Below are 19,545 nucleotides of genomic sequence, written 5' to 3'. Positions count from 1 at the left end.
ACCCGGGGGATGCTAGCAGGCCGTCAGGAAGTGACGCGATCCCAGAAGCCCTTCAACCCGTCAATGAAAGTGGACGTGCGCGGCGAATGCTTGCGCGCTCCGTCGCCGACGAAGGTGCCTTCGAACTTCTCCAACAGCTCGCGCTGCTCGGGGGTCAGGTTCACCGGCGTCTCGACTACCACGCGGCAATACAGATCGCCCGGCGCGCGGCTGCGCACCGACTTCACGCCACGGTCGCGCAGGCGGAACTGCCGGCCGGTCTGGGTTTCGGCGGGAATGCGCAGTTCGACCTCGCCATCGAGGGTCGGCACGCGAACGACGTCGCCGAGCGCTGCCTGGGAAATACGGATCGGTACTTCGCAATGCAGGTCGTCGCCATCGCGCTCGAAGATCTCATGCGGACGTACGCGCACTTCGACGTAGAGATCGCCGGGCGGCGCGCCGGCCGGTCCGGCTTCGCCTTCGCCCGCCAGGCGGATGCGGTCGCCGTTGTCGACGCCCGCGGGGATCTTCACCTGCAGGTGCTTGGTGCGCTCCACGCGGCCCTGGCCATGGCAGTCGCCGCAGGGGCTGCTGATGATCTTGCCGCGCCCGCCGCAGTGCGGGCAGGTCTGCTGCATCGAGAAGATGCCGCGCTGGAAGCGCACCTGACCGCGTCCGTGGCAGGTGCCGCAGTTCTCCAGCTTGCCGTCGGAGGAACCGGTGCCCTTGCAGGTCTCGCATTCGTCGAGGGTGGGAATCTCGATCGGCTTGTCGACGCCGCCGACCGCCTCTTCCAGGGTCAGCTCCATCACGTAGCCGATGTCGGCGCCGCGTCGCGGTCCGCGCGCACCGGCGCCGCCGCCGAAGATGTTGCCGAAGATGTCGCCGAAGATATCGCCCATGTCGGCGTAGGCGCCGGCACCCGCGCCGCCGCCCATGCCGTGTTCGAACGCGGCATGGCCATGCTGGTCGTACATGCGGCGCTTGGCCGTATCCGACAGCATTTCGTAAGCCTCTTTGCACTCCTTGAACGAAGCCTCGGCGGCGTGATCGCCGGGATTGCGGTCCGGGTGGTACTTCATCGCGCAGCGGCGGTAGGCCTTCTTCAGGTCTTCCTCGCTGGCGTCGCGGGCCACGCCCAGGACTTCGTAGTAGTCGCGCTTGCTCATCGCCCTTGCCGTAATTCCTCAGTGCTTCCAAATACCGACGGGCAGACCTTGGCCTGCCCGTCGTCTTTTCTATCGCCTAGTCGCGCAGGGCCTCAGGACTTCTTGTCGTCCTTGACTTCGGTGAACTCGGCGTCGACCACGTCGTCCTGCGACGTACCGCCCGCGGCACCGGCGGCGCCCATGTCGGGGCCCGGCTGACCGGCGGACGCCGCGGCGAACAGCGACTGCGCGGCTTCCTCCAGCGCCTTCGACTTGGCTTCGATCTGCGCCTTGTCGTCGCCGCGCATGGCGGTTTCCAGTTCGGCGATCGCGCCTTCGGCACGGCCGATCACGTCGCCCGGCACCTTCTCGCCGTGCTCCTTGATCGCGCTGCGCGCGGCGTGGATCAGGCCGTCGGCGTGGTTGCGCGCCTGCACCAGCTCGTGGAACTTCTTGTCCTCTTCGCGGTGCGCTTCGGCGTCCTGCACCATCTTCGCGATCTCGTCCTCGGACAGGCCCGAACCGGCCTTGATCTCGACCTTCTGTTCCTTGCCGGTCTTCTTGTCCTTGGCGGTGACGTGGACGATGCCGTTGGCGTCGATGTCGAACGACACTTCGATCTGCGGCATGCCGCGCGGCGACGCCTCGATGCCGGCCAGGTCGAAGCGGGCCAGCGACTTGTTGTAGCGGGCCTGCTCGCGCTCGCCCTGCAGCACGTGCACGGTCACGGCGGACTGGTTGTCCTCCGCGGTCGAGAAGACCTGCGAGGCCTTGGTCGGCACCGTGGTGTTCTTCTCGATGATCTTGGTGAAGACGCCGCCCAGGGTTTCGATGCCCAGCGACAGCGGGGTCACGTCGAGCAGCAGCACGTCCTTGACGTCGCCGGCGAGCACGCCGCCCTGGATAGCGGCGCCAACGGCCACGGCTTCGTCCGGATTGACGTCCTTGCGCGGCTCCTTGCCGAAGAAGTCGGTCACCGCCTGCTGCACCTTCGGCATGCGGGTCTGGCCGCCGACGAGGATCACTTCGGAGACGTCCGAAGCGCGCAGGCCGGCGTCGTTCAACGCGACGCGGCACGGTTCGATGGTCTTCTTGACCAGGTCGTCGACCAGCGCTTCGAGCTTGGCGCGGGTCAGCTTGATGTTGAGGTGCTTCGGACCGGAAGCGTCGGCCGTCACGTACGGCAGGTTCACTTCGGTCTGCTGCGAGGACGACAGCTCGATCTTGGCGCGCTCCGCGGCGTCCTTCAGGCGCTGCAGGGCGAGCGGATCCTTGCGCAGGTCGATGCCCTGGTCCTTGTTGAACTCGTCGACGAGGTAATCAATGACGCGCTTGTCGAAGTCTTCGCCGCCGAGGAAGGTATCGCCATTCGTCGACAGCACTTCGACCTGCATCTCGCCGTCCACCGACGCGATCTCGATGATCGAGATGTCGAAGGTGCCGCCGCCCAGGTCGTACACGGCCACCTTGCGGTCGCCGCCCTTCTTGTCCATGCCGTAGGCCAGCGCGGCCGCGGTCGGCTCGTTGATGATGCGCTTGACGTCGAGGCCGGCGATCTTGCCGGCGTCCTTGGTCGCCTGGCGCTGGCTGTCGTTGAAGTAGGCCGGGACGGTGATGACCGCTTCGGTGACGGTCTCGCCCAGGTAGGCCTCGGCGGTCTTCTTCATCTTGGCCAGCACTTCGGCCGAGATCTGCTGCGGCGCCATCTTCTTGCCGTCGGCGGTCGCCACCCAGGCGTCGCCGTTTTCATGCTGGGTGATGGTGTACGGGACCAGGCCGATGTCCTTCTGCACTTCCGCGTCGGTGAACTTGCGGCCGATCAGGCGCTTCACCGCGTAGAAGGTGTTCTTCGGGTTGGTCACCGCCTGGCGCTTGGCCGAGGCACCGACCAGCACTTCGGCGTCCTTGGTGAACGCCACGATCGACGGCGTGGTGCGATCGCCTTCGGCGTTTTCGATGACGCGGGCCTTGCCGCCTTCCATGATCGCCACGCACGAGTTGGTCGTGCCCAGGTCGATGCCGATGATCTTTGCCATTGGTGTTTCCTCGCGAATCTAAGCTTGTGTTCGGTGGCGGTGCGTACCGCCGATGTGCGCTATCTGGGGGATCGCTTTGCGCCGTTCAAGGGTTTGGCGCGGATCGATATCGCAAATCGGCCTCTCGAATCAGTCGTGCTTGCTGACGGTCACCAGGGCCGGGCGCAGCAACCGCTCGTTCAGCAGCCACCCCTTCTGGTAGACCTGCACCACGTGGCCGGGCGCGTGGCCCGCGCCGTCGACCATGCTCATGGCCTGATGGTGTTCGGGGTTGAAGGGCTGACCCGTGGGGTCCACGGCGACCAGGCCGTTGTCCGTCGCCACTTTCAGCAGCTGCCGCAGCGTCAGCTCCATGCCTTCGCGCAGGTGCTGAGCGGTATCGGCCTTCACCGCCAGTCCGGCCTCGAGGCTGTCGATCACCGGCAGCAGATCGCCCAGCAAGCGCTCGTTGGCGAACTTGCGCGCCATCTCGATGTCGCGGGCCAGGCGCCTGCGCTGGTTCTCCAGTTCGGCGCGCTCGCGGAGGGATTCCTCGCGCAGCCGGGTCACTTCGGCCTTCAGCGCCTCCAGCTCCGCGGGCTGGGGATTGGGATCGTTGATGGCGGCATTCTCGCCTGTCGCTTCTTGCATCGGTTCGGTCGTCATCGTGCGTGGGTCTGCATTGCGCCAAGTGCGCTCTGGGCAGCAATGGGGCCGGCGCGCTGGCGATTCAAGCGCCTGGGTTCAGGCGCTCGACTTCACGCCCGCATGACGCCGCGTCAAGGCGAGCTGTCGGACTGGATCGCCGCGCCCAGGGCTTCGGCCGCCGCCTGGACCACGGGAATCACGCGGTCATAGGCCATGCGGCTGGGCCCGATCACGCCCAGCACGCCCAGCACCTTGCCGCCGGCAGCATAGGGCGCGGTCACCAGGGACATGCCTTCCAGCGGGGCCAGGCCGGTTTCCTCGCCGATGAAGATGCGCACGCCCGGCGCGCGGACAGTGCGTTCGAGCAGTTGCAGGATCTCGCGCTTGCGGGCGAAGGCTTCGAACAGCTCGCGCAGGCGGTCCAGGTCGGACAGCTCCTGCACCCCCATCAGCCGGGTCTGCCCGGCCAGCACCATGTCGTCGTGGCCGGGGGTCAGCACCTGCTCGGCGAGTTCGACCGATTGCGCCAGCAGCAGCTCCATCTCGTCGCGGGCATTGCGCAGCTCGTGCAGCAGGTGGGCGCGGATGTCCGGCAGGGTGCGCCCGGCGAAATGGGTGTTGAGGTAGTTGGTGACGCGCTCGAGTTCGCCGGTGTCGTAGGGACGGCGCGTCTGGATGATCCGGTTCTGCACCTCGTTGTCGGCGAACACGAGGATGGCGAGCACGCGCTGCGCGTCCAGCGGTACGAATTCGATGCGGCGGAACGCGAACTGCTCGCGCCGCGGCACGCTGACCACGCCGACGAAGTGGGTCATCGCCGACAGCAGCTCGGAGGCGCTGCCCAGCAAGGCCTGCGTGCCCGACCCCAAAGGCAGTTCGCTGCGCAGCCGCGCCACTTCGCCCTCCGGCAGCGGCCGGACCTGCAGCAGCGAGTCGACGAATAGGCGATAGCCCTGCGCGGTGGGAATCCGCCCGGCCGACGCATGCGCCGCGCTCAGCAGGCCGACTTCCTCGAGGTCGGCGAGGATGTTGCGGATGGTCGCCGCGCTCACGTCCAGGCCGGCATGCCGGGCCAGGGTCTGCGAACCGATCGGCTCCCCGCTCTGGATGTACCGGCCGATCAGCGTGCGCAGCAATTGCCGCGCGCGCGGATCGAGGCTGGCGAGGTCGGCGGGTGAGCGGCTCATGCGGGCGATATAAAGCCGGCCGGGGGCCGGCGCAAGGCGGGAGGTGCACGCCAAGCCAACTCCGTTTCGGTTTGTGAGACGCGCCACGGTTACAGGTGGCGGCCCTCCCCGCCCTCCATCCCGGCAATGCGCCCCGCTTACAATCGATCCATGCTGTCGCATCTAGCCATCAAGGATTTCGCCGTCGTCCGCAGCGCCGAACTGGATTTCGGCCCGGGCCTTACCGTCATTTCCGGCGAAACCGGCGCCGGCAAGTCGCTGCTCGTCGATGCCCTGGGCCTGCTCTCCGGCCTGCGCGCCGACAGCGGCGTGGTCCGGCACGGCGCCGAACGGGCCGAACTGACCGCCGAATTCAGCCTGGACGACGCCTCCCCCGCCCTCGCCTGGCTGCGCGAGGCCGAACTGGACGAGGGCGACGGCCAGACCAGCTGCCAGATCCGGCGCGTGATCCGCGCCGACGGCGGCTCGCGCGCCTGGATCAACGGGCGCCCGGCGACGGTCACGCAGCTGACGGAACTGGCCGGCCTGCTCGTGGAGATCCACGGCCAGCACGAACACCAGGCCCTGCTGGCGCGTTCGAGCCAACTGGCCCTGTTGGATGCTTACGGGCGCACCGACGGCGAACTGGCCGCGGTCGCCGCCGCCGCCAAGGCATGGAGCGAATTGCTGCGCGAGCGCGACGCCTTGTTGGCGCAGGGCGATGTTTCCGATCGCATCGGTTGGCTTGAGCATCAGTTCGCCGAGCTCGATCGCGAGACCCTGGACGCGGATTCACTGGCGAAGCTGCAAACCGATCATCGCCGTCACGCGCACGCCGCGGGCCTGATCGCGGCCTGCGACAACGCCGTGTCGGAATTGGGCGGCGAGGAAAGCCCTTCCCTGTCGCGCACGCTGCACCACGTCCGCGGCGAACTGCAGCGCGTGGCCGAGCACGAACCGCGGCTCAACGAAGTCGACGCGATGCTGGACAACGCCGCGATCCAGATCGACGAGGCGCTCGCGCTGCTGGACCGCGTGCGCAGCGATCTGGACGTGGACCCGGACGCGTTCGCCCAGCTCGAACGCCGGCTCGGCCGCCTCCACGAACTCTCGCGCAAGCACCGCGTCCCGGCGGAGCAACTGGCCGCCCAGCGCGACGCGATCGCCGACGAACTGGCCCGGCTGCGCGGCGCCGACGAGCGCCTGCAGCAACTCGATGAGGTCATCGCCCAGGCCCGTACGCGCTGGCGTACCGCGGCGGAGACGCTCGGCAGCAAGCGTCGCCAGGCGGCGACCCGACTGTCGAAGGACACCACCGCCTTGATCGCCGAACTGGGCATGGGCGGCGGACGTTTCGAGGTTCAACTCGAGCCGAGCGAAAGCGAACGTCCGGATCCGCTCGGCGGCGAACGCGTGGAATTCCTGGTCGCCGCCAACCTCGGTCAGCCGGCCCGTCCGCTGCGCAAGGTGGCGTCCGGCGGCGAACTGTCGCGCGTTTCGCTGGCGATCGAAGTCGCCGCGCTGGGCATGGATGCGGTGCCGACGATGGTGTTCGACGAAGTGGATTCCGGCATCGGCGGCGGCGTGGCCGAGATCGTCGGCCAGAAGCTGCGCGCGCTGGGCGCCAGCCGGCAGGTGCTGTGCGTCACCCATCTGCCCCAGGTCGCCGCCCAAGGCCATGCGCATTATCGGGTCAGCAAGGCGGCGAGCGAAGGCGTGACGCAGAGCGCGGTGCAATCGCTCGACGCGAAACAGCGCGAGGAAGAGCTGGCGCGGATGTTGGGCGGCGTAGAGATGACGCGGGAAGCGAGAGCGGCGGCGAAACGGTTGCTGGCGGACGTCGAGTGACTCCGAAAGAGAAAAAAGCCCGCCAGATGGCGGGCTTTTTCGATGTAGCTCATCAGCGCTTTTTTCGCACGTACAGCACCAGCGAGTGCTCCTCGATCTCGTAGCCGTGCTGCGCGGCGATCTTGCGCTGCAGTTCTTCGATCTCGGGGCTTTCGAACTCGGTGATCCTGCCGGTGTCCACGTCGACCATGTGGTCGTGGTGGTGGCCGCGGTCCAGCTCGTAGACCGACTGCCCGGCTTCGAAATTGTGCTTGAGCACCAGGCCCGCCGCTTCGAACTGGGTCAGCACCCGATACACCGTCGCCAGGCCGATGTCCTCGCCGTGCTCGAGCAGGTGGCGATAAATATCCTCGGCGGTCATGTGCCGCGGCTTGGCCTGTTCCAGCAGACCCAGGATCCGCAGACGCGGATGGGTGACCTTAAGGCCTGCATTGCGGAGGTCATCGGATTCCATCGTAGTCCTTGAGCTGTCCAACCATCCCGAGCGCCGGCGCTTCAGTCCGCAGCAGCGAGGCCGCAACGGCGGATGAACGCGTCCGTGACTCGGCCGCGTGACGAGGGCTTCAGTGTATCATCGGCCCCTGTTTCGACTGCCCGACCTGACGCGAACCCGATGCGCAAGCTCCTGCTGGTCCTTTTCGTTGCCCTGTCCACCGCGGGCTGCGGCATTCTCTACAAGCAGCCGATCTACCAGGGCAACCTCCTGGAAAAGACCAACGTCGATCAGCTCCAGACCGGCATGAGCAAGCAGCAGGTGCTGGTGCTGCTGGGCACGCCGTCGATCGAAGACCCCTTCCATCACGAGCGCTGGGACTACACCGCCAGCCAGCGCGTGGGCCGACTTGGCCACACCGAGTTCAAGAACCTCACCCTGTATTTCGAAGGCGACACCCTCGCCCGCTGGGAAGGCGACTACTTCCCGGAGCAGGACGAACAACTCGCCAAGGCCGCGCCCAAGCAATTCGGCCGCAATCTGGCAAAGGAAAAGGACAAGAAGCGCCGGCACTGACGGCTGCAAAAAAAGCGGAGCCTGGCTCCGCTTTTTTTATGTCCCTACCCCGGCTTGCGCCGGTCTTCGGCGCGCTTGTCCTCGACCCGCTTGCGCCGCGCCTCCTTGGGATCGGCTTGCAACGGTCGCAGCAATTCGACGCGGTCGCCGTCGCGCAGCAGCGCATCCAATTCCACCCGCACGCCATACACGGCATAGGCCACCGCTTCGGTGTCCTCGCTCCATCCGGCCGCCACGATCGCGTCGCGCACGGTCGCGGGCTCGGGCAGTTCCAAGGCCACGCGCTCATAGCGTCGCGGCCACGCGCGCAGCACTTCGACCTTCATGGCCTGGGGCCGGTGGCCGCGGCGGCAGACGACGAGGACTCCGCATCAGGCGAATCGGCGATGCGCACGAAATCATCCACCATGCGATCGGCCAGGCTCTGGAACCCGATCGCCAGCGCCGGCGCTAGCAAGCGCACCGCGGGTTCGAAATCCAGCGTCAGGGTGACCTTGCAGGCGGACTCGTCCAGGGCATGAAACTCCCAGCGCCCGCTCAATTTGCGGAACGGGCCGTCCACCAGCTTCAAGTCGATGTGGTGCGGCCCCCGCAGCGTGTTGTGCGTGGTGAACCAGGTCCGCAGGGCGCCCAGGCCCAGGTCCAGGCGCGCGACCATGTGCTCGTCGTCGGCCTCCAGCACCTGCGCCGCGTCGCACCAGTCGAAGCGGCGCGGATAGGCGGCCACGTCGTTCACCAGAGCGAACATGCGTGCGGCCGAGTGCTCGACCAGGGCGGAACGGCGGATCGTAGGCATCGGATTCGGGCGCCAACTCAGCGGTGCCAACGCGCGCGCCAGCATGTGACAATGGCGCGATGGCAAAGAATTCCAGCAACAAGACCGGCAAGGATAAAGGAAAGCCGGCCAAGGGCGGCAGCGAGGCAGTCAAGACGATCGCGCTGAACAAGCGTTCCCGCCACGAATACCACCTGGAGGAGCGCTTCGAAGCCGGCCTGGCCCTGCAGGGCTGGGAGCTGAAGGCCATTCGCGCCGGGCGCGCCAACATCGTCGACGCCTACGCGATGATCCGCGAGGGCGAGATGTTCCTGTACGGCTCGCAGATCACCCCGCTGATCTCCGCGTCCACCCACGTGGTCGCCGAGGACCGCCGCACCCGCAAGCTGCTGCTGCACCGGCGCGAGATCGATCGCCTGATCGGCCGCGTGCAGCGCGAGGGCTACACGGTCGTGCTCACCGCGCTGTACTGGAAGGGCAACAAGGTGAAGGCCGAAATCGCCCTGGCCAAGGGCAAGCAGGCCCACGACAAGCGCGAAGCCAGCAAGGAGCGCGACTGGGCGCGCGAAAAGCAGCGCCTGATGCGGCGACATAACAAAAACGCGTAGCCATTAGAGCGCTCGATTGGCGCTCGCTCTTTGCGAAAGGCATTTGTTTTTCCCCGCACACCCCACGATGTGTGGAGGGCAGGCGGCGCCGGTGGGCAGGCGTGACTGTCGGCGGCATGGATGCCGCCGACAAGCCTCCATGGACGGATTCACGGCGTGTCACGACTGCCCACCGGCGTCGCCTGCCCGCCCGGACTCCGCACCGCTTCGCTTTATGCAGTGGCGTCTTCGCCCCGCTCACCAGGCAAGGTGAAATAGAATACCGCGCCCTCGCCTTCCCGCCCTTCAGCGCGGATGCGTCCGCCGTGGCGCTCGACCACGCGCTTGACCGAAGCCAGGCCGATGCCGTGCCCACTGAACTCCTCCTGCGAATGCAGGCGCTGGAACGGACGGAAGAGCTTGTCGATGTACGCGGGCGGGAAACCGGCGCCGTTGTCGCGCACGTAAAATTCGGTCTCGCCGCCGGGCAGCTCGACCGCGCCGAAATCGATCATGGCGTGCTCGCGGCCGCGGGTGAATTTCCATGCATTGCCCAGCAGATTGCCGAGCAGGTTGCGCAACAGCGGGGCGTCGCCGATGGCGACCAGGCCAGGCATGATGCTGAGCGAAATCTCGCGCTCGGGTTCGTCGGCGCGCAGCTCGTCGATCACGTCCAGCGCCATGCGGCTCAGATCGACCTCTTCCCGGCGCACCTCGGCGCGGCCCAGCCGCGAGACCTGCAGGATCGCGTCGATCAGTTCGCCCATGCGCAGGGCGGCCTTGCGCACGCGCCACAGGTAATCGCGGCCGCCTTCATCCAGCTGGCTTTCGTAACGCTCGATCAGCACGCGGCTGAAACCGTCGATCGAGCGCAGCGGCGCGCGCAGGTCGTGGGAGACGCTGTAGGCGAAGGCTTCCAACTCCTGGTTGGCCTGGCTCAGCTCGCGCGTGCGCATGGCCACGCGTGCCTCGAGGGTGCGGTTGAGCGCCTGTACGCGCGCCTGTGCGCGCACGCGCTCGGTCACGTCTTCGACCTGCACCAGGCCGCTGATGTCCTGGCCGACGTTGCCGGGCATCGGCGCGAAGGTCAGCTGCGCCTGGCGCGGCAGGTCGCCCTCGCGGCGCAGATGGCGGGTCACACGGTGGATGCCGCCGCTATCGGTTTGACCCTCATCCCACAACGGCAGCGTGGTCTCGTCGCCATCGAACAGCGAATCGAAACGCAAGCCCACGAGCGACTGCAGATCGCGACCGACGATGCGCCCAAGGGCAGGATTGGCTTCGACGATCCGGCCTTCGCTATCCAACATCGCCTTGCCGATCGCGGAATGTTCCATCGAACTGCGGAAGCGCTGCTCGCTGCGCCAGAAATCCTCGGTCATGCGCTTGGCGATCACCGTCGCGCGGTCTTCGGTGCGCGCCAGCGTCCAAGCGATGCCGTACAGCAGGAAGCTGGCGAAGACGCCCAGCGCCAGCAGTCCCTGCAGGCCCTTCAGGCGCGGCGCCACCACCATGGCCGGCGGCGAATCGAATTCCACCCGCCAGGTGCGTCCGTAGGCACTCAACATGTGGCCGTGATGGAAGAGCGATTCCGCTTGCGCTCCCGCTCGGGCGAACAACGGGCGATGGCCCGCGCCGACCTCGAAGATGCGCAGCCCCGTCCCGTCGTACTCGTTGCCCAGCGCCGAGCGCACGTACGCGTCAATGGCGAATGGCAGCGCCACCCATCCCTGCAACTGCTGCTCGCGCGCAGCCGGCGTCTGCGGGCGCTCGCCGTTGAGGTAAACCGGGACGAACAGCATGAGCGCCCCTTCACGCGCCTGGACCGGCCGGCTGAGCTGGGGCGTGCCGCTTTGCAGCGCGGACTGCAGGGCTTCCTGTCCAGCAGGATCGGCCAACAGATCGCGGCCGATGGCCGCAATGTTCTCTGCGCTCCGAGGCTCCAGGTACAGGACGGGCGCATAGCGTGGACGCATGCCGTGCGGCTCGATGTTCAGCTGCCCGTAGCCGGCGGCGCGCCATTCCAGCTGCAGATCGTCGAGCGCATTGCTGCTCACATAGCCGACGTAACCCAGGCCCTGCACCTCCGGAAAGCGTGCGCGCAGATTCATGCTGTCCGCGTAGTCCGCCCACTGCTGCGGCGTCGGCCGCTTCATCGATGCGAACAAGGCGGTGGCGCCGCGTCCGACCAATTCGTAATAGACCAGGCGCTGGCGCAGCCGGTCGATCATCTCGGCCGTGTGCGCCTCGAAGCGGCCCTGGGCGGCGCGCAGCTCGCGCTCGCGCGCGTAGTGCCAGGTGACGGTCACCAGCACCAAGGCGCCCAGCAACATCAGCAGCGCCAGCACGTAACCGGCGCGCGGCATCAGCAAGGAACGGAGCTGCGTGGTCGTATCGGGTTCGGGGGTACCCATGGCCCAAGCATACAAGCCTGAGTCGTGCTGCAAAGGGAGAGCCCGCCGAAACGGGCTCTGTGTCGCGAGACTAGATCCGGTTCACGCGGAACTTGCGGCCCTTGATCTTGCCGGACTGCAGCCGTGACAACGCCTTGTCGGCCAGATTGCGTTGGATCGCCACATAGCTGCGGGTAGCGAAGACATCGATCTTGCCGATCGCCTCGACCGGGAGCCCCGCGTCGCCCGTGATCGCGCCGACGATGTCGCCCGGCCGCAGCTTGTCGGTGCGGCCGGCGTCGATGCGCAGCGTCACGCTCGATGCGGCCGGTGCGGAGCGCGCCCGCAGCGTGGCCAGCGTCGGCCGTTCCCAGCGGATGGCGATGCCCAGTTGCTGCGCCAGCGCCGTGGAGCGCGGCAACTCGCGCGGCGTGCACAGGGTCAGGGCGATGCCGTTGCGTCCGGCGCGGCCGGTCCGGCCGATGCGGTGCACGTAGGTATCGGCGTCGTTGGGCACGTCGTAGTTGATCACCGCGCCCAGGTCGTGGATGTCCAACCCGCGTGCGGCGACGTCGCTGGCTACCAGCACATTGCAACTGCGGTTGGCGAAGCGGACCAGCACCTCGTCGCGATCGCGCTGCTCCATGTCGCCGTGCAGCGCCAGCGCCGAATAGCCCAGGTGCGCGAGGGACGAGGCCACTTCATCGATGTCCCGCTTCATGTTGCAGAACACCACCGCGGATTCCGGCTTGTATTCCAGTAGCAGGCCAGCCAGCGCCGCGGGCTTCTGCGCGGGGTCGACGTCGAAGAAGCGCTGGTCGATCGTCGCCTGCTGCGTGGCGCCTTCCACGGTCACTTCCACTGGGTCGCGCAGGATGTTGCCGGCGATGGCCCGGATCGAGTCGGGATAGGTGGCGGAAAACAACAGCGTCTGCCGATTGGAAGGTGTCTTGCCGACGATCTCCCGGATCGGTTCCTCGAAGCCCATGTCGAGCATGCGGTCGGCCTCGTCGAGGACCAGCATCCGCACGTCGCGCAGGTCGAGCGCGCGTTTGCGCAGCAGTTCCTGCACGCGGCCCGGCGTGCCGACCACGATATGCGGCGCGTGTTGCGCGAGCGAGGCCAACTGCGGCGCCAGTGCGACGCCGCCGGTGAGCGTGGTCAGCTTGACGTTGGGAATGCCGGTCGCCAGCTTGCGGATGTGCTTGGCCACCTGATCGGCCAGTTCGCGCGTGGGACACAGCACCAGCGCCTGCAAGCGCACCGCAGGATCGATGCGGTGAAGCAGCGCCAGGCCGAACGCGGCCGTCTTGCCGCTGCCGGTCGGCGCCTGCGCGATGAGGTCGCGCCCTTCGATCAACGCAGGCAGGCTCTGCGCCTGCACCGGCGTCATCTGTACGTGGCCCAGCGCATCCAGGCCCTGGAACAGGGCGGGATTGAGCGGCAAATCGGTGAATTCGGACATACGCCATGATACGGGTGTTTGTCGGCGCTACCCGCTTCGGCTGCCCGCAACCGATATGCGCCGGGGAGCACAGCTCCCCGGCGCATATCTCCGCAAGGAGGTTCGCTCCTCAGTACATGCCCAACACGGAGAGCGCGGCGAACGGTGTTTCGGCTACGACCAGCAGGTAATAGTCACCCGCCGCCGGCTTGGTGACGAACACCGCTTCACTGTTGCCGGGTTTGACCGACTTGAGGTCGTAGTTGGTGGTCGTCGGGAAACGATCCTTGGCCATGTAGATGGACACGTCGCCGGAGCCACCGTACGTACGCAGGGTCAGACTGGTCTTGCCCGCTGGCACCACGAGTCTGTACAGGATGGTTTCACCCAAGGCGCCGGTCTGACTGGTGGCTGGAATCCGATTGGTCAGCAGGATGCCTTGATCGGGTGGAATGTCCTGGGTTGCGGCAAACGCCGCGGCTGCGGCATTGACGATCCCGGGTCCCTGCGGCTTGTTGATGGGCGGCACTACGGTCCACGGCGTCGCGGTGGAACGCAGCACGCTCTTTACCTGCGCAAGGGTCAGCGGCGCATGGCCGGAGGCGACCGCCGCGCTCTGCATCATCGCGACCACGCCGGCCACGTGCGGGCTGGCCATCGACGTACCGATCATGCCGACCACGGCATCGCCGCCCGGACTGGGGACCGGGTCCTGCGTGCCGGTATTGCCGAGCGACCAGATCCAGTGGTCATCGGGGTCTGCACCACTGATGGCGTTTCCGCCCGGCGCCGAGATCGTCACTGCGCCGCCGAAGTTGGAGAAGTACGAGCGCGCACCGTCGCTGCCGTTGGCGCCGACCGTGACCACGCCCTTGCAGCCGGCGGGCGAGTACTTGCTGGCATCGTCGTTCCAGTTACCGGCGGCGACCACCACGACCGTGCCGCGGCTGTTGGCGCTGTCGATGGCACCCTGCGTCACCGGATCGGTTGCGCAGGAATAGCCGCCGCCCAGGCTCATGTTGATCACTTCGGCGGGCGTGGTGTTGGCGGGCACTCCGCTCACACTGCCGCCCGAGGCCCACACGATCGCGTCGGCGATGTCGGAGATGTAGCCGCCGCCGTGGCCGAGCACGCGTAGCGGCTGCACCTTGGCGTTGAAGGCGACGCCGGCCACGCCCTTGGCATTGTTCGTCAGTGCCGCGACGGTGCCGGCGACGTGCGTGCCATGGAAAGAACTGGGATAAGGACCCACCCAGTCGCCCGGATCGTGGGCATCGGCATCGCGTCCGTCGCCATCGCCGGCAACATCGACGTCGCTGATGAAGTCGTAACCGGGGACGATATTCCCGCCAAGATCGGAATGGTCGAGGTAACCGGTATCGATTACGGCGACGACCACGCCTGCACCGGTGGAAATACCCCAGGCGTCCGGCGCCTGGATACCCGCGGTAGCGTGGGTGTAATGCCACTGCAAGCCGAAGTAGGTGTCATTGGGCATGAGCGCCAGCGCCTGCATGAGGCGGTCGGGCTGTGCGTATTCCACCATCGGGTCGGCACGCAGTTGCGTCAGCAGGGCATCTGTCTCGACCGGATCGAGGCCACGCGAGAGCCGGACCAGGTCCGCTCCCACGCTCACCTTGCGCAGATACTTCAGGCTCAGCGCCGTGCGCTTGCCGTCGTCCTGCAACGCCACGCCCGCCACACCGGCGCGCATCGCCGCAGCGCTTACCGACTGCAGCAGCGCATCGCTGCTACGTGCCGAGGGACTGCCGCTCTTATACTTGATGATGAAGCGGTCGAAGCGGGTCTGCTGTGCGAGTACCGGCAGCTTGGCGGTACGCGCGGGCTTGGCCGGCGATGCTCCTGCCGTAGCGAACGCAGTAAGTGGGTAAGCCGTGAAGCCGCTTGGCGCCGACGCAGAATGCGACAAGGTCGAAGCGAAGGCCGTCAGCGCGGTAACGACGGCCGTGGCCAACAGGCCGGCACCTAGAACGCGAGTGCGATGTTTCATTTCTCTCTCCACTGAAATAAAAGCCGTTACAGATCGAAACCGAAGCCGATGCCTGCCGACTGGTCGTCGTTGCCGAAAGCACCGCCCAGGCTGAAGGACGCGCGCTCGCCGATCTGCTTCGAGTAGCCCACCGACATCGCGCTCTCGCCGTTCTGCCAACCGGCGCCCACCGCGACGCGGCCACGCGGGCTGCGGCCGCCGGCGGCGTTGATCGCCATGTTCATCATTGCGGCGTTCATTGCGCCCATCCGATCGATGCGCTTGTCCTGCTCACCCAATCGATTCCACACGTCCTGGTTGAGCTGGGCGAATGAAGCGTCCAACCCCTCCAGGCGGCTGTCGGTGTAAGCCTTCGCACTGGTCAGCGTTTGTGTCGCTGTGGTGTCGGTGTAGGTCTTGGCACTGGCGATCGCGGCCTGGTCGCCGGCCTGCATCTGGCTGAGGTTGACCGCATCGGTCGCCTGGGTACCGGCCGCAACGTTGGTGATCTGTCGCCCCTGGCCGGCACTGCCGACCGAGACCGTATTGGCGCGATCCGCCACCGATCCCTGGCCAATCGCCACCCCGCCATCAGCGGTCACCGTGGCGCCCTGCCCGATCGCCGTGCCATTGCTTGCGCTCACGCTGGAATCGGCGCCGACCGCCACCGAGTTGTTGGCGCCGCCGCCGATCGAACTGTTGTTGCCGACCGCCGTGCTGTTGCCGCTGCCGACGGTCGAACCGTTGCCGACCGCGGTATCGTCGGTGTCATTCGCGTGGCTGCCGTTGCCAACCGCAATACCGTTGCCGGTGCCGACCGGCAGGGACGCGCCTGGGGTACCGCCACCAGGCTGCAATTGCGACAGTTGGGTCTGGATGCTGGTTAGCGCGTTATCGATGGCACTGAACGTCGAACCGATGTTGCCGAAGGTGGTGCCTTGGATGGTGTAGCTGGGCGCACTCAGGAGGCCATTGGCATTGAATGTCGCCCCGCCGCCGAACAGCGAGGCTACCGACGACAACTGGCTGAAGTTCACCGCATCCATTGCATTCGTGCCGGCACGCAAGTTGCCGATCGTCGTGCCTGTGCCGCCGGCCAGGGTCAACTGGCCTTTGCTGGCATCGTCGTAGGCGACCGCGTTGGTGATCGCACCGGCGACGTTGCCGATCTGGGTCTCCAGGCTGTCGACACGCCCCTCGACCACGGTGACACGACCATTGGTGTCGAATAGCTGACTGCCGTTGACCGCGTCGGTACTGCTCGCACTGAGATTACCCGCGGCCACATTGGTGACGACGGTGCCACCGGCGCCGGCCAGCGTGAGTTGGCCCTTGCTGGCATCGTCGTAGGTCACGGCACTGGCGGCCACCGTATCCACGGCCGCGCTCACGGTGTCGAGCTGCGACTTGTTCACGGCGTCGTTGGCCTCGGTGCCGTCGGCCACGCCGGTGATCTGGCGAGTGGTTCCGAACCATTCGTTGCCCACGGCGATGGTGTTGGCGCGAGTAGCCAGCGAGTCGGAGCCCAGGGCGACCGAGTTGTCGCTCATCACCCACGAATTGGCGCCGATGGCGATCGAGTTGTCGTTCCATGCACGGGCGAAAGAACCGATTGCAATCGATCCCGTGGCCAACGACTGTGCAATTCCACCGAGCGCGACCGAATCGTTGCCGAAGCCATGCGCGCCGGCGCCTACAGCGGTCGCGTTGGTTCCATCCGCCGCCGTCGCCTGCGATATGCAGAACCAGCCCTGGCAGTCGTAAATGCTGCCGATCGCCACCGAGCCGTTGCCATTGGTCAGACTCCACGAACCGATGGCGACGCTTTGATTCCCGAAGGCGGCGGCGTTGCCGCCCATCGCGATGGCGGAATTGGCATTGGTGGCGACATAGCTGTCCGCACCGATGGCCATGCTGCCAGCGCCCAAGGCGTTCGCGCCGGCGCCGAATGCGGTGCTGAAGTCACCTGCCGCGACGGCGGAATCGCCGTAGGCGCTGGAGGCGACGCCGGAGGCCTGGCTCCAGGTGCCGGTAGCAGTGGCGTAATCGCCGGCATAGCTGGCGGCACCGATGCTGATCGCGTCGGGCCCGCTGGCATAGCTCTCCGCGCCCAAAGCGGTCGCCAGATTGCCAAGTGCCTGGGCGCCCTCGCCCTGCGCAACGGAGTAGTCGCCCAACGCGACACTGCCGAAGCCGCCGGCCGTGCTGAATTCGCCGGCCGCCACCGCACCCTCACCCACCGCGGTCGTGCCCGTGCCCAGTGCCAAGCTGCTGCCGCCCAGGGCGGTCGAATACATGCCATCGGCATTGCTATTGGCGCCGTAGGCGCTGCTGTCGACACCATTGGCGATGCTATTGAAACCGACCGCGGTGCTCGTCTCGCCTGCGGCCAGGCTATTCGCGCCGAAGGCGCTTGAACCGACGCCAGTGGCGGCGCTGTCGGCGCCGACCGCCGTTGCGCCATCGGCGGTCGCGACGCTGTTGCGGCCCGCAGCGAGCGCACCATCGCCCGATGCGGTCGGCAGGTCGCTGCCGTCGCCGGCCCCGTCGGCCGCCAGATAACCACTAGTGGTTACCGCGCTGATCCCGGTAACCGTCTGTTCGAAGACGCGGCAGTCGATCTGCGAACTGCCTTCGCCGTCGGCGTTACGGACGCTGCAGGTGTCCCCGTTGCGCTCGATCGTCAGTTGCTGCGCAGAAGCGGGCGGTGTCGCCGCTACCAGGCCGCAGGCAAGCGCCGTAGCACCCATCACCACACGCCCCGACTGCTTTCGTCCGCCCTTCTTGCCCTGGCCGGTAGCCAGTTCCGATACCACCACGACCGTCTGCTTCGCGTGGCTCCATACCCGACAGAAAACCTTGTTCATCTACCCCTCTTGCTTCATAAGGCAAAACGACGCCCTGCCCCGGCCCAGGAGAGCCGGGAGCTGCCGTTGTCGTCTAAGACCGTTGCTGTGAAGACCCGCCCGAGCCATGGGCAAATGTCGGCAGTTGACTGGAATCGGATGTGGGGGAACCGCGTCGCCAACTCGCCTGGCGGAAACTAAGCGTTGCGCGCATGGGCTGTCACACACGCTCCGCTCACCGAATACTCACCGCCTTCTCATGCCGGTTATCGGGCGCGCCTGCAATGTCAGAATGCAGGGCTTTGCCGTAGCAAAACTCCCTTATCGTGAATTCCTGGAACAGGCTCGTGCGCTGGTTCTGCAGCGCGCCGGTCGCCGACGCATGCGACCGCTACAACGCACCCATCATGCAGTTGCTGATGCTGGTGTATGCACTCTTTCCTCCCATTGCATGGGGTTGGCGATTTCTCTCTGGCAGTGCTTTCGAAAGCGGCGACTTTACGACCGCCCTGATGGCTGACGCTGTGGTCGCGCTACTGTCGATGGGCGGATTCATGCTGATTCGACGTGGCAGGTTCAGGGCCTCCGTGATCCTGTTCGTGGCTTCCCTGCTTTGCTCGGTCGAGATTCAATTCCTCATGCTGAGTGCGCCATGGCGAGTCCTCGACGCCGAGACTCCCATGGCCCTCTCACTGGTGATCAGTGGCGTCATGCTCGGCCGGCGCATGCTGTGGCTGGTTTTCGGGGCTATGGTCGCGATGTTCGCCAGCGGCTACGTCATCGATTTTGGCAACGGCTATTCGATGCATGCCCTGGCTTGTGATGCATTGCAGAGCTTTCCCTCGATCGCCGTTGTGTTTCTGCTGATTGCGCTGGTGCTCGACCGCTACATCCTGGCATTGCGCGAGAGGCTCCTGGAGTCCGAAGCCCAGGAACGGCAACTGAGGCAAGAGATGGAGGCGCGCGAACACGCGCAGGTGAAACTAATCCACGCGCAGAAGATGCAGGCGACCGGCAGACTCGCCAGCGGCATCGCGCACGACTTCAACAATGTCCTCGATGTGATCCTGGGTTACGCGGCGCAGCGCGGACGCATGCTCGAACTGGAGGGCCATGCAGCGCGGGAAGAAGCCATCACCACATCGCTGACAGGCATCGAAGCCGCCGCAATGCGTGGCGTCGCGATCACGCGCAAACTACTGGCTTTCAACCGTCATGAACGGTCCCAGCCGCAGGTATTCGACGCTACCCAGGCCATCGTCGATATTCGGCCCATGCTTCGGCAGCTATTGCCGCCCCATATCTGTCTCGCCATCCCGGAAGAACAGGCGCCGGCCTACATCCTCTTCGATCGCGGCGAATTCGAGCTCATGCTGCTCAATATTGCCGCCAATGCCCGCGATGCGATGAGCCAGGGCGGACGTTTCGCTATCCGGCTGGTGACTGAGAACGGCGGCCGGGTCTGCATATCGCTTTCCGATACAGGCCACGGAATGAACGCGATGCTGCAAAAGCGGATCTTCGAACCCTTCTTCAGCACGAAGCGCGCGATGGGAGGGACCGGGCTTGGACTAGCGGTCATCCACGATCTGCTGATGGCCGCCGGCGGCTCGATCGCCGTCGAGAGCGAGGTAGGAAACGGCAGCACATTCCATGTGCGCATTCCCTCCGCGGAGGCACCTGCGCAGTAATCG

15 protein-coding genes are annotated in these 19,545 nt (G+C 66.4%); 4 read left to right on the top strand and 11 right to left on the bottom strand.

The features are described 5' to 3' along the window. Window positions 1-23 precede the first annotated feature (23 nt). The 4 genes from dnaJ to hrcA all read right to left on the bottom strand — a co-directional run bounded on the left by dnaJ (window position 24) and on the right by hrcA (window position 4,980). Window positions 24-1,151 (bottom strand): molecular chaperone DnaJ, encoded by a 1,128-nt coding sequence (gene dnaJ, locus ACYVJ8_RS04635; protein ID WP_460709766.1) that lies wholly within the window; start codon window positions 1,149-1,151, stop codon window positions 24-26. 92 nt (window positions 1,152-1,243) lie between these two features. Then, entirely contained in the window at window positions 1,244-3,166 is a 1,923-nt protein-coding gene (dnaK, locus tag ACYVJ8_RS04630) for a molecular chaperone DnaK (RefSeq protein WP_460709765.1), read from the bottom strand. A gap of 129 nt (window positions 3,167-3,295) precedes the next feature. Then, window positions 3,296-3,811 (bottom strand): nucleotide exchange factor GrpE, encoded by a 516-nt coding sequence (gene grpE, locus ACYVJ8_RS04625; RefSeq protein WP_460709763.1) that lies wholly within the window; start codon window positions 3,809-3,811, stop codon window positions 3,296-3,298. Between the two features lie 113 nt (window positions 3,812-3,924). Beyond that, window positions 3,925-4,980: a heat-inducible transcriptional repressor HrcA gene (gene hrcA / locus ACYVJ8_RS04620; protein WP_460709761.1), complete on the bottom strand. Its 1,056-nt coding sequence runs from the start codon at window positions 4,978-4,980 to the stop codon at window positions 3,925-3,927. A 150-nt stretch (window positions 4,981-5,130) separates the two neighbouring features. Between hrcA and recN the strand changes: the two genes are divergently transcribed. Further along, complete coding sequence (gene recN / locus ACYVJ8_RS04615; protein WP_460709759.1) at window positions 5,131-6,807, top strand: DNA repair protein RecN; 1,677 nt, start codon at window positions 5,131-5,133, stop codon at window positions 6,805-6,807. A gap of 52 nt (window positions 6,808-6,859) precedes the next feature. On the opposite strand, the gene fur is transcribed toward recN, so the two are convergent. Then, the gene (gene fur, locus ACYVJ8_RS04610) at window positions 6,860-7,261 is read right to left on the bottom strand and encodes a ferric iron uptake transcriptional regulator (RefSeq protein ID WP_460709757.1); all 402 of its coding nucleotides are present in this window, start codon (window positions 7,259-7,261) and stop codon (window positions 6,860-6,862) included. Between the two features lie 159 nt (window positions 7,262-7,420). On the opposite strand from fur, the gene ACYVJ8_RS04605 reads away from it, so the two are divergent. Beyond that, a complete protein-coding gene (locus ACYVJ8_RS04605) occupies window positions 7,421-7,816 on the top strand; it encodes an outer membrane protein assembly factor BamE (RefSeq protein ID WP_460709755.1) in 396 nt (131 codons plus the stop codon). 44 nt (window positions 7,817-7,860) lie between these two features. Here the strand turns inward: ACYVJ8_RS04605 and ACYVJ8_RS04600 are convergent, their stop codons facing one another. Together ACYVJ8_RS04600 and ACYVJ8_RS04595 are read right to left on the bottom strand one after the other, a co-directional pair. After that, a complete protein-coding gene (locus tag ACYVJ8_RS04600) occupies window positions 7,861-8,142 on the bottom strand; it encodes an RnfH family protein (RefSeq protein WP_460709753.1) in 282 nt (93 codons plus the stop codon). Beyond that, the gene (locus tag ACYVJ8_RS04595; protein ID WP_460709751.1) at window positions 8,139-8,612 is read right to left on the bottom strand and encodes a type II toxin-antitoxin system RatA family toxin; all 474 of its coding nucleotides are present in this window, start codon (window positions 8,610-8,612) and stop codon (window positions 8,139-8,141) included. Before ACYVJ8_RS04595 ends, ACYVJ8_RS04600 begins: the two co-directional genes overlap by 4 nt. Before the next feature lie 59 nt (window positions 8,613-8,671). On the opposite strand from ACYVJ8_RS04595, the gene smpB reads away from it, so the two are divergent. Continuing rightward, on the top strand, window positions 8,672-9,199 hold the full coding sequence (gene smpB, locus ACYVJ8_RS04590; protein WP_460709749.1) for an SsrA-binding protein SmpB: 528 nt from the start codon (window positions 8,672-8,674) through the stop codon (window positions 9,197-9,199). Window positions 9,200-9,411: 212 nt separating this feature from the next. Here smpB and ACYVJ8_RS04585 read toward each other — a convergent pair whose 3' ends face one another. The 4 genes from ACYVJ8_RS04585 to ACYVJ8_RS04570 all read right to left on the bottom strand — a co-directional run bounded on the left by ACYVJ8_RS04585 (window position 9,412) and on the right by ACYVJ8_RS04570 (window position 17,872). Further along, entirely contained in the window at window positions 9,412-11,592 is a 2,181-nt protein-coding gene (locus ACYVJ8_RS04585) for a CHASE domain-containing protein (RefSeq protein ID WP_460709747.1), read from the bottom strand. Window positions 11,593-11,662: 70 nt separating this feature from the next. Continuing rightward, window positions 11,663-13,036 (bottom strand): ATP-dependent RNA helicase DbpA, encoded by a 1,374-nt coding sequence (gene dbpA / locus ACYVJ8_RS04580; RefSeq protein ID WP_460709745.1) that lies wholly within the window; start codon window positions 13,034-13,036, stop codon window positions 11,663-11,665. A 109-nt stretch (window positions 13,037-13,145) separates the two neighbouring features. Then, window positions 13,146-15,026: a S8 family peptidase gene (locus ACYVJ8_RS04575; RefSeq protein WP_460709743.1), complete on the bottom strand. Its 1,881-nt coding sequence runs from the start codon at window positions 15,024-15,026 to the stop codon at window positions 13,146-13,148. 26 nt (window positions 15,027-15,052) lie between these two features. Continuing rightward, on the bottom strand, window positions 15,053-17,872 hold the full coding sequence (locus ACYVJ8_RS04570) for an ESPR-type extended signal peptide-containing protein (RefSeq protein ID WP_460709741.1): 2,820 nt from the start codon (window positions 17,870-17,872) through the stop codon (window positions 15,053-15,055). Between the two features lie 305 nt (window positions 17,873-18,177). Between ACYVJ8_RS04570 and ACYVJ8_RS04565 the strand changes: the two genes are divergently transcribed. Continuing rightward, window positions 18,178-19,542: a sensor histidine kinase gene (locus tag ACYVJ8_RS04565; protein ID WP_460709739.1), complete on the top strand. Its 1,365-nt coding sequence runs from the start codon at window positions 18,178-18,180 to the stop codon at window positions 19,540-19,542. Window positions 19,543-19,545 lie beyond the last annotated feature (3 nt).

The organism is Lysobacter terrae, assembly GCF_054782215.1.
Note: the sequence above shows the minus strand (reverse complement) of the source record. Positions and strands in the feature narration are given on the sequence as shown.